This is a genomic window from Streptomyces sp. NPDC088733, assembly GCF_044751185.1.
GTDB lineage: Bacteria > Actinomycetota > Actinomycetes > Streptomycetales > Streptomycetaceae > Actinacidiphila.
This window is the reverse complement of sequence record NZ_JBIVLH010000011.1, coordinates 84,611-97,683: the sequence shown is the minus strand read 5'-3', so window position 1 is coordinate 97,683 and position 13,073 is coordinate 84,611. Positions and strand designations below refer to the sequence as shown.

16 protein-coding genes are annotated in these 13,073 nt (G+C 71.5%); 15 read left to right on the top strand and 1 reads right to left on the bottom strand.

Features of this window, described 5'->3' with window-relative positions; translation table 11 throughout:
• The first annotated feature begins 108 nt into the window (after positions 1-108).
• Genes ACIP64_RS21580 through prcA form a run of 4 tightly spaced genes read left to right on the top strand, consistent with a single transcriptional unit; the run spans position 109 to position 2,562 of the window.
• Complete coding sequence (locus ACIP64_RS21580) at positions 109-327, top strand: ubiquitin-like protein Pup (protein WP_384280417.1); 219 nt, start codon at positions 109-111, stop codon at positions 325-327.
• 9 nt (positions 328-336) lie between these two features.
• Positions 337-927, top strand: coding sequence for an endonuclease VII domain-containing protein (locus ACIP64_RS21575; RefSeq protein WP_401589086.1), 591 nt, complete (start codon positions 337-339; stop codon positions 925-927).
• Entirely contained in the window at positions 879-1,724 is an 846-nt protein-coding gene (gene prcB / locus ACIP64_RS21570) for a proteasome subunit beta (protein WP_401589083.1), read from the top strand. Before ACIP64_RS21575 ends, prcB begins: the two co-directional genes overlap by 49 nt.
• A 52-nt stretch (positions 1,725-1,776) precedes the next feature.
• Positions 1,777-2,562, top strand: coding sequence for a proteasome subunit alpha (gene prcA / locus ACIP64_RS21565; RefSeq protein WP_401589080.1), 786 nt, complete (start codon positions 1,777-1,779; stop codon positions 2,560-2,562).
• Between the two features lie 82 nt (positions 2,563-2,644).
• Here prcA and ACIP64_RS21560 read toward each other — a convergent pair whose 3' ends face one another.
• Positions 2,645-3,715: a LacI family DNA-binding transcriptional regulator gene (locus ACIP64_RS21560; protein ID WP_401589077.1), complete on the bottom strand. Its 1,071-nt coding sequence runs from the start codon at positions 3,713-3,715 to the stop codon at positions 2,645-2,647.
• A 50-nt stretch (positions 3,716-3,765) separates the two neighbouring features.
• Between ACIP64_RS21560 and ACIP64_RS21555 the strand changes: the two genes are divergently transcribed.
• From ACIP64_RS21555 to ACIP64_RS21505, 11 genes are all read left to right on the top strand, one after another.
• Complete coding sequence (locus ACIP64_RS21555; protein WP_401589075.1) at positions 3,766-5,016, top strand: MFS transporter; 1,251 nt, start codon at positions 3,766-3,768, stop codon at positions 5,014-5,016.
• 9 nt (positions 5,017-5,025) lie between these two features.
• Positions 5,026-6,387 carry a Pup--protein ligase gene (pafA, locus tag ACIP64_RS21550; protein ID WP_319662002.1) on the top strand — a complete coding sequence of 454 codons (1,362 nt, stop codon included), beginning with the start codon at positions 5,026-5,028 and terminating at the stop codon, positions 6,385-6,387.
• Between the two features lie 113 nt (positions 6,388-6,500).
• On the top strand, positions 6,501-7,490 hold the full coding sequence (locus ACIP64_RS21545; RefSeq protein ID WP_401589072.1) for an FKBP-type peptidyl-prolyl cis-trans isomerase: 990 nt from the start codon (positions 6,501-6,503) through the stop codon (positions 7,488-7,490).
• Between the two features lie 40 nt (positions 7,491-7,530).
• Positions 7,531-7,902: an FKBP-type peptidyl-prolyl cis-trans isomerase gene (locus ACIP64_RS21540; RefSeq protein WP_360906338.1), complete on the top strand. Its 372-nt coding sequence runs from the start codon at positions 7,531-7,533 to the stop codon at positions 7,900-7,902.
• A 187-nt stretch (positions 7,903-8,089) separates the two neighbouring features.
• The gene (locus ACIP64_RS21535) at positions 8,090-9,088 is read left to right on the top strand and encodes a helix-turn-helix transcriptional regulator (RefSeq protein WP_401589069.1); all 999 of its coding nucleotides are present in this window, start codon (positions 8,090-8,092) and stop codon (positions 9,086-9,088) included.
• A gap of 18 nt (positions 9,089-9,106) precedes the next feature.
• Complete coding sequence (locus ACIP64_RS21530) at positions 9,107-10,054, top strand: helix-turn-helix transcriptional regulator (protein ID WP_401589067.1); 948 nt, start codon at positions 9,107-9,109, stop codon at positions 10,052-10,054.
• A gap of 13 nt (positions 10,055-10,067) precedes the next feature.
• Positions 10,068-10,373, top strand: coding sequence for a hypothetical protein (locus ACIP64_RS21525; RefSeq protein WP_401589065.1), 306 nt, complete (start codon positions 10,068-10,070; stop codon positions 10,371-10,373).
• Between the two features lie 19 nt (positions 10,374-10,392).
• A complete protein-coding gene (locus ACIP64_RS21520; protein ID WP_401589062.1) occupies positions 10,393-10,596 on the top strand; it encodes a hypothetical protein in 204 nt (67 codons plus the stop codon).
• A 244-nt stretch (positions 10,597-10,840) separates the two neighbouring features.
• A complete protein-coding gene (gene tatA, locus ACIP64_RS21515) occupies positions 10,841-11,128 on the top strand; it encodes a Sec-independent protein translocase subunit TatA (RefSeq protein WP_384280399.1) in 288 nt (95 codons plus the stop codon).
• 65 nt (positions 11,129-11,193) lie between these two features.
• Positions 11,194-12,135 (top strand): twin-arginine translocase subunit TatC, encoded by a 942-nt coding sequence (tatC, locus tag ACIP64_RS21510; protein ID WP_401589059.1) that lies wholly within the window; start codon positions 11,194-11,196, stop codon positions 12,133-12,135.
• A 31-nt stretch (positions 12,136-12,166) separates the two neighbouring features.
• Positions 12,167-13,060, top strand: coding sequence for a diacylglycerol kinase (locus tag ACIP64_RS21505; RefSeq protein WP_401589057.1), 894 nt, complete (start codon positions 12,167-12,169; stop codon positions 13,058-13,060).
• Positions 13,061-13,073 lie beyond the last annotated feature (13 nt).

Below are 13,073 nucleotides of genomic sequence, written 5' to 3'. Positions count from 1 at the left end.
AATCATGGGGGTGGCCCCCGGACGTTGCGCAATACCGGGGGCCGATGTCAGGCCCTCCTTGTAGGGTCTGATCTTGTAGGACATGGAACCGAGCGGGGTGAGGGACACATGGCTACCAAGGACACCGGCGGTGGGCAGCAGAAGGCCACGCGTTCGACCGAGGAGGTCGAGGAGACCGCGCAGGACGCGCAGGGCACCTCCGACCTCAAGGACCGCCACGAGAAGCTGTCGGACGACGTGGACTCCGTGCTGGACGAGATCGATGACGTCCTCGAGGAGAACGCGGAGGATTTCGTGCGCTCGTTCGTTCAGAAGGGTGGACAGTAGTCCACATCCATGAACGACGGGGGCGTGAAGCAGTGTTCTCGGTGCAAGCAACCGCTGCCGCGTGAGGCGTTCGCCAAGAACAGGGCATCGCGCGACGGTCTCCAGGCCTACTGCCGGACGTGCTGGGCCGAATACCACCAGCAGAGGCAGTTGGCGAAGGGCAGGAACGTGCGGCCGCGAGTGCTTGTGCCCGAGGGGCACAAGCACTGCCGTCGTTGCGGGGAGACCAAGCCGCACAGCGAGTGGGACCGCAACAGCAGCGCGTCCGACGGCCTGTCGACCCGGTGCAAGGCGTGCCGGGCGGTGGAGGGCCGGGCCGGCCACCTGAAGCGGAAGTACGGGATGACCGAGGCCGAGCGGGACGCCATGGTCACTGAGCAGTTCGGGATCTGCTGTATTTGTCTGGATGCCCCGGCCGAACATGTGGATCACGACCACAGGACGGGTAGGGTCCGTGGCGTACTGTGCTTCAGCTGCAATGCCGCGCTGGGGCAGTTGAGGGATCGGCCCGACGTCATACGGCGGGCGGCCGCCTACGTGGAAGGAAACGTGTGGAAGCCAACACTCGTAGCACCGGGCGTCTACCAGCTGCCTTCCTGACGCCCGGGTCGTCCTCGTTCGTCGACTTCCTGGGCGCGCACGCGCCGGAGATGCTCCCGGGCAACCGCTCGCTGCCGGCGGTGCACGGCGCCGTCGAGCTGCCGCACGGCACCACGATCGTGGCGGCGACGTTCGCCGGCGGTGTGGTGCTCGCCGGTGACCGGCGGGCCACCATGGGCAACATCATCGCGCAGCGCGACATCGAGAAGGTGTTCCCCACCGACGAGTACTCGGCGGTGGGCATCGCGGGCACGGCGGGTCTGGCCGTGGAGATGGTCAAGCTCTTCCAGCTGGAGCTGGAGCACTACGAGAAGATCGAGGGCGACGTCCTGTCCCTGGAGGGCAAGGCGAACCGCCTGTCGACCATGATCCGGAGCAACCTCGGCATGGCGCTGCAGGGCCTGGCCGTGGTCCCGCTCTTCGCCGGGTACGACACCGTCCGCGAGAAGGGCCGCATCTTCTCGTACGACGTGACGGGCGGCCGTTCCGAGGAGCACGGGTTCGCCGCCACCGGTTCCGGTTCGGTCTTCGCGCGCGGCGCGTTGAAGAAGCTCTACAAGTCCGGCCTCACCGGCGAGCAGGCGACCACGCTGGTCGTCCAGGCGCTGTACGACGCGGCGGACGACGACTCGGCGACCGGTGGTCCCGATCTGGCCCGCCGCATCTACCCGATCGTCACGGTCATCACCGAGGACGGCTTCCGCAGGCTCACAGAGTCCGAGAGCCAGGAGATCGTCCGCGCCATCCATGAGCGGCGGATGGAGCAGCCCGACGGCCCGCGTGCCGAGCTGCTCTGAGCCCGGACGTCCTGCGATGGACCCGTACACGACAGAAAGGGACGGATAGCCGGTGTCGACGCCGTTCTATGTCTCACCCCAGCAGGCCATGGCCGACCGCGCGGAGTTCGCCCGCAAGGGCATCGCGCGCGGGCGCAGCGTCGTCGTTCTGCAGTACACCGACGGCATCGTCTTCATCGCCGAGAACCCGTCCCGCGCGCTGCACAAGGTGAGCGAGATCTACGACCGCATCGCGTTCGCGGCGGTGGGCAAGTACAACGAGTTCGAGAACCTGCGGATCGGCGGGGTGCGCTACGCCGACCTGCGTGGTTACACCTATGACCGTGACGATGTGACGGCCCGCGGTCTGGCGAACGTGTACGCGCAGACCCTGGGCACGATCTTCTCCAGTGTCGGCGAGAAGCCGTACGAGGTGGAGCTGATCGTCGCGGAGGTGGGTTCCGATCCTTCCGAGGACCAGATCTACCGGTTGCCGCACGACGGCTCGATCGTCGACGAGCACGGCGCGGTGGCGGTCGGCGGCAACTCCGACCAGATCGGCAGTTATCTGGACCAGCGCCACCGTGACGGGATGACTCTCGCGGAGGCGCTGAAGCTGGCGGTGGAGTCCCTGAGCCGGGACACCAACGGCAGCGACCGGCAGCTCACGGCGGAGCAGCTGGAGGTGGCGGTGCTGGACCGTACGCGGCCGCAGCAGCGCAAGTTCAAGCGGATCCTCGGCCGGCAGTTGTCGCTGCTGCTGGAGGACGGGGGTGCCGGTGGCTCGGCGGGCAAGGCGGCGCCGGCCACCGCGACCGATGATGACGACGAGCTTCCGGAGCTCGACGAGGACGTGTGAGTCGGCGCGTTCCGCGCTTTCCCGGTGTTCCGTCCGCGCCCCGGCCGCCCCAGTGGTGGCCGGGGCGCGGGCGTGTGTGCCGTCAGGTGTCCCGCGGCGGGGCGGTGGAGCCGCGGACGACGAGGTGGACGGGGAGTTCGGCGCCGGTGGCGGGGCGGTCCGCCAGGGCGTCGAGGAGGGCGGTCATGCCGCCGGCGCCGACGGCCTCGGCGGGCAGGCGGACGGTGGTGAGTTCCGGGTCGATCGCGCTGGCCAGCGCGAAGTCGTCGTAGCCGGTCACCGAGATGTCGTCGGGGACCCGCAGTCCGAGGCGCCGCAGGGCCTTGCAGGCGCCGACGGCGAGGACGTCGTCGTCGCAGACCAGCACGGTGGGGCGGGTGCCGGTGCGGGCGAGGAGGCGTTCGGTGGCGTGGCGGGCGGCTTCGATGTCGAGGGCGGAGTGCTCGGTGGTGGGAGTGGTCCCGAGGACTTCGGCGAGGGCTTGGGCGCGTACCCGGAAGGTCCAGGTGTCGATGTCGGCGGCGAGGTGGGCGACGCGTTCGGGGCGGTGGCCGAGGGCGCGTACGTGGTGGGCGATCTGCCGCATCCCGTCGGCGATGGCGAGGTTGACGGTGGCGGCGGGGCCGGGCGTGTCGGGGTCGGCGTCCAGCATGACCAGCGGCAGTCCGCCCTCGCCGATCGCGGCGAGGGCGTCGGCGGCCATGGAGGAGGCGATGATGCCGTCCAGTGCGGCCCGGGCGGAGCCGAAGGGGTCGCGGGCCGGGCCGACGCCCTCGGGGGAGGGGTAGAGCACGACGCCGAAGCCGTGCTCCTCGGCCACGCGGGCGGCGCCGGTGTAGATCCGGGCGAAGTACTCGTTGGTGATGGAGGGGACGACCAGCAGGGCGGTCCGGGTGCGGCCCAGGCGCAGGTTGCGTGCGGCGATGTTGGGCCGGTAGCCGAGTTCGCGGGCCTGTGCGCGGACGGTGTCGGCGGTGGCCTCGGACACGCGCCCGCGCCATTTGCCGCCGAGCACGAGCGAGACGGTGGCCTGCGAGACCCCCGCGGCCCGTGCGACGTCCCGGGAGGTCGGACGCGCTGTGCCGGTCACCGTCGGGGACCCCTCTCGCCGTGCTCGCCCGGTGCCACGGCTGGACCGGCGGACTGCGGCCATGGTACGTATGACCCGCGACGTTATACGTACAACTTGACCAAGGGGCGGCCATGGCGACGGGCTACGCGGACCTGCTGCGCGCTCCGCACGCGATGCGGCTGCTGGCCGGCACCCTCATCGGTCGCCTGCCCAACGCCACGGCCGCCCTCGGGATCGTGCTGCTCACCCGGGCGCAGGGCGGTGACTTCGCCCTCGCCGGGGCGCTGTCGGCGGTCTACGGCATCGCCAACGCCGTCGGCCAGCCGCTGCTGGGCCGGGCCGTCGACCGGCTGGGGCAGCCCCGGGTGATGCTGCCCGCCGCGCTGGCCTCCGCCGCCGGGATGGCGGTCTTCGCGCTGGCCGGGCTCCGCCCGCTGCCGCTGGCCTATGCGGCGATGCTCGTCGCCGGGTTCTTCACGCCGCCGCTGGAGGGCGGTCTGCGGGCCCTGTGGCCGGGGGTGCTGAGGCGTCCCGAGCGTATCCACGCGGCTTACGCCCTGGACGCCGCCGCGCAGGAGGTCATGTTCGCCGTCGGGCCGCTGCTGGTGACCCTGCTGGTGGCGGGCTTCTCGGAGTCGGCCGCGCTGCTGTGGATCGCGGCCGTCGGCGTGGCGGGGGCGGTCAGCGTGGTGGTCTCGCCGCCGTCGCGGGCGTGGCGCTCGGAGCCGCGGATCCCGGACTGGCTGGGGCCGTTGCGCTCGCGCGGCATCGCCGTTCTGGTCGCCTCCTTCTTCTTCGTCGGCCTGTCGCTGGGCTCGATCGCGGTGGCGGCCGTCGCGTACGCCGACGGCCACGGCGGCGGGATGGTCTCGAGTTACGTGCTGTCCGGTACCGGGTTCGGCGCGCTGATCGGCGGCGTGGTGTACGGCGCGCGGCAGTGGCCGGGGGTGCCCGAGCGCCGGCTGCGGCTGCTGATGGCGGGCCTCGCGGTCTGCTATCTGCCGCTCGTCCTCGTGCCCGGCGTGGCTTTCATGACGGCGCTCGCGGCGCTGTCGGGGCTCTTCCTGGCGCCGTCGCTGGCCTGTGCGTTCGTGGTGGTCGACCGGCATGCCCCGGCGGGCACGGTCACCGAGGCGTTCTCATGGATCGTCACCGGGTTCGGTGTGGGCGCGGCCGTCGGCACCGCCGCCTCCGGGCCGGCCGCCCAGTACGGCGGAGCGGTGGCGGCGTTCACGGTGGCGGGGGCGGGCGGACTGGCCGCGCTGGCGGTGCTGCTGGCCGGCGGCAGCCGCCCGCCGGCCCCGTCAAACCAGGCGAGCGGCACAGAAAAAGATCGAATCGCCACGGCCCAAGACGGTTTGAGGTCCACGCATCAGGCGTAAGGTCTCAGCATGGACCGCCGCATTTTCGGGCTGGAGAACGAGTACGGCGTCACGTGCACGTTCCGGGGACAGCGGCGTCTGTCCCCGGACGAGGTGGCGCGGTACCTCTTCCGCCGTGTCGTGTCATGGGGTCGTAGCAGCAACGTCTTCCTCCGCAACGGCGCCCGCCTCTACCTCGACGTGGGGTCCCACCCGGAGTACGCCACTCCCGAGTGCGACAACGTGACGGAACTCGTCACCCACGACAAGGCCGGTGAGCGCATCCTCGAAGGGCTCCTCGTGGACGCCGAACGGCGCCTGCACGAGGAGGGCATCGCGGGTGATGTCTACCTGTTCAAGAACAACACCGACTCCGCCGGCAACTCCTACGGCTGCCACGAGAACTATCTCGTCGCCCGCCACGGGGAGTTCTCCCGCCTCGCGGACATCCTCATCCCGTTCCTGGTCACCCGGCAGCTGATCTGCGGCGCCGGCAAGGTGCTGCAGACCCCGCGGGGCGCGGTCTTCTGCGTCAGCCAGCGTGCCGAGCACATCTGGGAGGGCGTCAGCTCCGCCACCACGCGCTCCCGGCCCATCATCAACACCCGGGACGAGCCGCACGCCGACGCCGAGCGCTACCGGCGCCTGCACGTCATCGTCGGCGACTCCAACATGTCCGAGACGACCATGCTGCTCAAGGTCGGCGCGACCGACCTGGTGCTGCGCATGATCGAGGCGGGCACCGTCATGCGGGACCTCACGCTGGAGAACCCGATCCGGGCGATCCGCGAGGTCTCCCACGACATAACGGGACAGCGCAAGGTGCGCCTCGCCTCCGGCCGGGAGGCCTCGGCCCTGGAGATCCAGGAGGAGTACTACTCCAAGGCGGTGGACTTCTGCGAGCGCCGCGGCATCCGCAGCGGGGTCATCGAGCAGGTCCTCGAACTGTGGGGCCGGGCGCTGGAGTCCATCGGCAGCGGTGATCTGGACCGGATCGGCACCGAGATCGACTGGGTGATGAAGTACCGGCTGATCGAGCGGTACCGGGCGCGCGACAACATCACCATGTCGCATCCGCGCATCGCGCAGATAGACCTCGCCTACCACGACATCCACCGCCGCCGCGGGCTGTACTACCTGCTGGAGAAGCGCGGTCAGGCCAAGCGGATCTGCAACGACCTCAAGATCTTCGAGGCCAAGTCCGTGCCCCCGCAGACCACGCGGGCGCGGCTGCGCGGCGACTTCATCCGCCGCGCCCAGGAGCAGCGGCGCGACTTCACCGTCGACTGGGTGCACCTGAAGCTCAACGACCAGGCGCAGCGCACGGTGCTGTGCAAGGACCCCTTCCGGTCCGTCGACGACCGGGTGGAGAAGCTGATCGCCGGGATGTAGCACAAGAGCGTGAAGGCAGGCGCGGGGCCCCGTCGGTGTTCGTACGGGGCCCCACGCACGCCGTAGAGTGGCGCGCACGCCAGATAGACAAGATCGACCTGATGGGGATCCCTGTGCGCCGACGTTCTCTCCTCCTCGCCGTGCCGGCCGGCCTGCTCACCCTCGCGGGCTGCGGTGACGACAAGTCCGACAAGGTCAAGCCGGGCACCTCCCCATCGGATGCCGGCTCCGCGCCCGCGGCCACCGTCAACATCGTCAGCGGCCCGCTGCCCGACATCACGGCCGGCACGAAGTTCGGCGAGAAGCCGACCGTCGCCAAGGGGCCGGGCGAGCCGAGCAGCGATCTCGCGGTCAAGACCGTCATCGAGGGCAAGGGCGCCGTGGTCGCCAAGGGCGACTTCCTCCAGGCGAACTATCTCGGCCAGATCTGGAGCACCGCCAAGGTCTTCGACAACTCCTACGACCGCGGCGCGCCGGCCGTCTTCCCGATCGGCGTCGGGCAGGTCATCCCCGGCTGGGACAAGGCCCTGGTGGGCAAGAAGGTCGGCGACCGCGTCGAGCTGGCCATCCCGCCGGCCCTCGGCTACGGCGCGCAGGGCAATGCCCAGGCCGGCATCAAGGGCACCGACACGCTGGTGTTCGTCGTGGACGTGGTGAACACCTTCGGCGCCAAGAGCTCCGCGCAGGGCAAGGCCGTCGCGCAGGGCGACGCCGCGCTTCCCAAGGTGGGCACGAACACCGACGGCCAGGCCCCCTCGATCGACGTTCCCAAGGGCGCCGCACCGGCCAAGCTGGTCTCCGAGTACGTCATCGAGGGCACCGGCCCCGAGGTGAAGGCCGCCGACAACCTGCTCGTGCAGTACAAGGGCGTCCTGTGGGACGGCGGCAAGGAGTTCGACTCCACGTACTCCCGCGCCCAGCTCGCCAACTTCTCGCTCCAGCAGGTCATCAAGGGCTGGCAGGACGGTCTGGCCGGCAAGAAGGTCGGCAGCCGCGTGCTGCTCGTCGTGCCGCCGGCCCAGGGTTACGGCAACAAGGCGCAGAGCGGTATTCCCGCCAACTCCACGCTGGTCTTCACGGTCGACATCCTCGCCGTGATGTAAGACTGTGCAGGTTGTCCGCCATTTCAAGAGGAGCACGTACGTGAGCATCGACAAGCCCGAGATCGACTTCCCGGGCGGCGAGCCCCCGGCCGACCTGGAGATCAAGGACATCTGGGAGGGCGACGGCGCCGAGGCCAAGGCCGGACAGAACGTCACCGTCCACTACGTGGGCGTCGCCTTCAGCACCGGTGAGGAGTTCGACGCGAGCTGGAACCGCAACTCGCCCTTCACCTTCCCGCTCGGTGGCGGCCGGGTCATCAAGGGCTGGGACCAGGGCGTGCAGGGCATGAAGGTCGGCGGCCGTCGTCAGCTGACGATCCCGGCGCACCTCGCCTACGGCAACCAGAGCCCGACCCCGGCCATCAAGCCGGGCGAGACCCTGATCTTCGTCGTGGACCTGCTCTCGGTCTGACGGACCGTAGGGCGTCCTTCGCCCAGTGGAGCCCCCGCCGTACCGGCACCGCCGGAGCGACGGGGGCTCCGCCGCGTCCGGGCTCCCGCCGGGGACCCCCGGCGAGCAGGTCGCATTCGCTTTTGCCGGGCGGCGCCGTCGCGGTACCGTCTCGATCGAGAGCCGAAGAGGAAGAAGGTTGCGTCGAGTGGCCATTGCCAAGGCCGAGCGGCTGATGAACCTGGCGCTGTGCCTGATGAACACCCGGCGCCCGGTCAGCAAGCGGGAGCTGCGCGCTTCCATCGAGGCCTATCACGAGATCGGTTCCGACGAGGCGTTCAACCGCATGTTCGAGCGGGACAAGGACGACCTGCGTGAACTCGGCATGGTCATCGAGACCGTGGAGAGCATCGACGGCGAGATCGGCTACCTGGCCCGCAGGGACCGCAACCGCCTCCCGGAGATCGCCCTGGACGCCGAGGAGGCCGCCGCGCTGAGCCTGGCCGCCAAGGTGTGGCAGCAGGCCCGGCTCGCGGAGGCCGCCAGCGGCGCCCTGCAGAAGCTGCGTGCCGCGGGCGTGCCGTTCGGCGACGCGAACTCCGAGGACGCGGCAGACGCGGAAGACGGCTCGCGCGATCCCGCCGTCTCCGGGCACAGCGCCCTGGAGCCCCGCATCCCGGCCCCCGAGCCGGCCTTCGAGCCGCTGATGCTCGCCACGCGCGACCGCCGGCCGGTCGTCTTCGACTACCGCAAGGCCAACGCGGTCCGCCCCGAGCCCCGCCAGGTCGAGCCGTGGGCGCTGGAGTGCTGGCGCGGCCACTGGTACCTGGCCGGCTGGGACCGCGACCGCGGTGCCGTCCGGGTGTTCCGGCTCTCCCGGATCACCGGCCGCGTGCGCACCCGCGGCGGTACCTTCACCGCCGATGTGCCCGACCACGTGGACGTGCGGGCCGCCGTCGCCAGCTGGGCCGGCGAGGGCGCCACCGCGACCGCCCGGATCCGGCTGCGCCGCGACTCCGGCTATCCGCTGCGGGCGCGGGCCGTGGAGACACTGCCGGTGGACGCGGACTGGGACGAGGTGGAGATCCCGTACGGGCACGGACTGGACGCCTGGCTGGTGGAGTTCGGCCCGGACGTGGTCGTGCTGGAGCCCGCCGAGCTGCGGGCCGACGTGGTGGACCGGCTGCGCGCCGTCGCCAAGGGCTGAGCGGGGGAGAAGGACGAGATGGCGAACGCGATCGACCAGACGCGACGGATGCTGTCCCTGGTCACGTATCTGCGCGAGCGCCCCGGCGCCCGGGTGACCGATGTGGCCCGCGCGTTCGGGGTCACCGAGGCCGAACTGATCGGCGACCTCAACGTGCTCCCGCTGTGCGGCACCAGCTTCCGCGGCGGCGACCTGCTCGACATCGACACCGATGGCGAGCGCATCTGGTGGCACAACGTGGACGACGTCGCGCAGCCGCTGCGGCTGGCCGCCGACGAGGCCGCCGCGCTGCTGGTGGCCGCCCGCGCCGTCGCCAACCTGCCCGGGCTGCGCGAGAGCGACCGGCAGGCGCTGCTGCGCGCCACCGCCAAGATCGAGGGCGCGGCGGGCGAGGCCGCCGGCGCCTCGGCGCGGCTCTCGGTGACCTTCGAGTCCGAGGGCAGCGTCTTCGCCGACGTCGACCGGGCCATCGCCGAACGCCGCCGGCTGTGGATCCGCTACTACTCGCCGGCCCGGGACGAGCTCACCGAGCGCGAGGTCGACCCGATCCGGCTGTTCGCCGTGGGCCACACCTACTTCGAGGGCTGGTGCCGTCTGTCGGAGGACCGGCGCACCTTCCGCCTCGACCGGGTCGCCGAGATCCGGCTGCTGGACGAGGCGAGCGACCCGCCGCGCATCGAGCCGCGCGACCTGTCCCAGGGGCTGGTGCAGCCGGCCGGCGACGACCCGGAGGTCGTCGCCGAGGTCGGGCCCGGCGGGCGCTGGGTCGCCGAGTACTACCCCCACGACCGCGCCGAGGAACTGCCCGACGGGGGCCTGCGGATCACCCTGCGCACCCCGGACCCGGGCTCGCTGCGCCGGCTGGCGCTGCGGCTCGGCCGCGACGGCCGCATCGTCTCCCCGCCCGACCTGGTCGCCAGCGCCCGGGACGCGGCCGCCCAGGCCCTCGCGGCCTACGGCGAGTGACGGGGGACCGGGCATGACGGACACGGCGGACCGGGCGGACACGCCCGGCACGTCCGGCACGTCCGGCGCGGACGATCCCGCCCCGGGGGACGATCCGGCGCCCGGTGCGGTCTTCCGGGCCTCCTGCACCGAGTGCCGGGCGAGCTTCGAACTCGCCGCGGGCGACCTGCGGCTGGCCATCGGCGGCAGCCACCGGACGACCTTCTACTCCTTCACCTGCCCCGACTGCGGCATCTCCGTCCGCAAGCCCGCCGGGGACCGCATCGTGGAACTGCTCACCGACGGCGGTGTGCGCACGATGCGGCTCCACTTGGGCTGACCCGCTACGCTCGGCTGCCATGTGGTGGCTCTACCTGTACGTCGGCCTCGCGACCGCCGGCATCCTCGTGCTCGGCGTCCTCGGCATCCGCGTGTACGCCGAGGTGCTCGGCCTCGCCCGTCAGGTGGGGCGCAGCGGCGCCGAACTGACGCGCGCCGCGGACGACTTGCAGCGGGCGGCGGCGCCGCTGGCCCGGGAGGCCGGTGAACTCTCCCGGCCGTGACCCCCGGCGGGCCGGCCGGCACCACCGCCGTCCGACGGCCTCTCGTTCTCAGCGGTCCCGGGAGGTACGCTGCACTTCGCGGCCCCGGAAGAGTGCGGCGGGGGCAGCAACTGTACGGATGCCGGGTGATTGCCACACGTTTACTCCCGCACGTTACGATCGCTGGCAGAGTGGTCGGTGGGTGCACAGCGCCCGCAGATCGCAGACAGGTACCCATGCCGCCTCGGTGAGAAGGTAGACGCACATGTTCGGACGGCTCGGCCCCACCGAGATCATTCTCATTCTCGTCGTCATCCTGCTGCTCTTCGGCGCCAAGCGGCTGCCGGACATGGCGCGCGGCCTCGGCAAGTCGATGCGCATCCTCAAGAGCGAGGCCAAGGCGATGAAGAACGACGACGCCGCCCCGGCCGAGCAGCCGGCGGACGCCCCGCAGGCCGCGCCCCGGACGATCCAGGCCGCGCCCGGCGACGTCTCCAGCGCCCGCCCGGTCAACGAGACGCCGCAGCAGCAGACGCAGCACACCCAGAGCTGACCGCACGGCACAGGTACGCGGAAGCCGACCGCGACGGCGGCGACCGCCCGAATTGAGGACGTGGGTTGCTCAAGTCCGCCCGCAAGCAGGAGAGGGACCCCGAGGGGCGTATGCCCCTTGTGGAGCACCTGCGTGAACTGCGCAACAGGCTCTCCAAGGCGCTGCTCGCGATCATCGTCGTCACGGTCGTCGCCGCCTTCTTCTACAACGAGATCATCGAGTTCTTCACCAAGCCGGTGCTGGAGTCGGTGGGCTGCAACAGTTCGTTCACCGAGCTGTCCAAGCAGACGCAGGGCACCTGCGCCCGGATCACCATCAACGGTCTGCTGACGCCGTTCACCCTGGCGCTGAAGGTCTCGCTGATGGCGGGCGTGGTGCTCGCCGCTCCGGTCTGGCTGTACCAGCTCTGGGCGTTCCTCGCGCCGGGCCTGCACCGGCACGAGAAGAAGTACGCGCTCTCCTTCGTCGGCGCGGGCTTCCCGCTGTTCCTCGGCGGCGGCTACTTCGCCTACCGGGTGCTGCCGACCACGGCACAGGTGCTGATCGGGTTCACGCCGGGCAACGTCGAGAACCTGCTCCCGCTGGACGACCTGCTCGACCTCGTCACACGCATGGTCGTCGTCTTCGGCCTCGCCTTCGAGATGCCGCTGCTCCTGGTGCTGCTGAACTTCGGCGGTGTGGTCACGGGGCGGCGGATGCTCAGCTGGTGGCGGGCGATGATCGTCGGCATCACCGTCTTCGCGGCGGTCGCCACCCCCAGCACCGACCCGCTGACGATGATGGCGCTGGCGGGCCCGATCTGGGTGCTGTACTTCCTGGCCGTCGCCGTCTCGCTGCTCAACGACCGGCGCAAGCACCGGGCCAACCCGGACGCCGACCTGGACGACGACGAGGCGTCGGTGCTCGACCTCACCCCCGAGCCCGTCGGGGCCCCGGTGCCCGAGCAGGCGTCGCCCGTCGAGGACGACATCCGGCCGAGCGGACGCGGCTTCGACGACGCCACCTGACACCGGCGGTGACGCGCGGTAGGGTCCGCGCGTGACCAGCGAGATCACCCTCATCGTCAATCCCACCGCGGGCCGCGGCCGGGGCGCGCACGCCGCGTCGCCGGCCGTCCGCGCCTTGCGGAACGCGGGCCACTCCGTCCGCACGGTGACCGGCGCCGACGCCGCGGACGCCTTGCTCAAGGCCCGCAAGGCGGTCGAGGGCGGCACCGGCGCGCTGGTCGCCGCAGGAGGCGACGGCATGGTGTCGCTGGCGCTGCGCGCGGTGGCCGGTACCGGCACCCCCATCGGCGTGGTGCCCGCGGGCACCGGCAACGACTTCGCCCGCGCCGCCGGGCTCCCGCTGGGCGACCCCGCGGCGGCTGGCCGGCTGATCGCCCGGGCGCTGGCGGAAGGGCGGACCCGGGAGATCGACCTCGGACGGGTCGGGGAGCGGTGGTTCGGCACCGTCCTGGCGTCCGGCTTCGACTCCCGCGTCAACGACCGGGGCAACCGCATGCGCTACCCGGCGGGCCGGCTGCGCTACGACGTGGCGATGCTCGCCGAACTGGCGGCACTGCGGCCCTTCCGGTACCGGATCGCCCTCGACGACGGCCCGGAGCGGGAGATCGAGGCGACGCTGATAGCCGTGGGCAACGGGTCCTCGTACGGCGGCGGCATGCGGATCTGCCCGCAGGCCGAGATGGACGACGGGCTGTTCGACATCTGCGTGGTGGGTGCCTGCTCCCGGGCCACGCTGCTGCGCGTCTTCCCGCGGGTCTTCCGCGGCACCCACACCACGCACCCCGTGGTCACCGTGCACCGCGCGGCCAAGGTGTCCCTGGCGGCCGCGGACCTCACGGGCTACGCCGACGGCGAGCGCCTCGGGCCGCTGCCGCTGACCGCGGTCACGGTGCCCCGGGCGGCGCGGCTGCTCACCGGGGCGTGAACCCCGCCTCGGC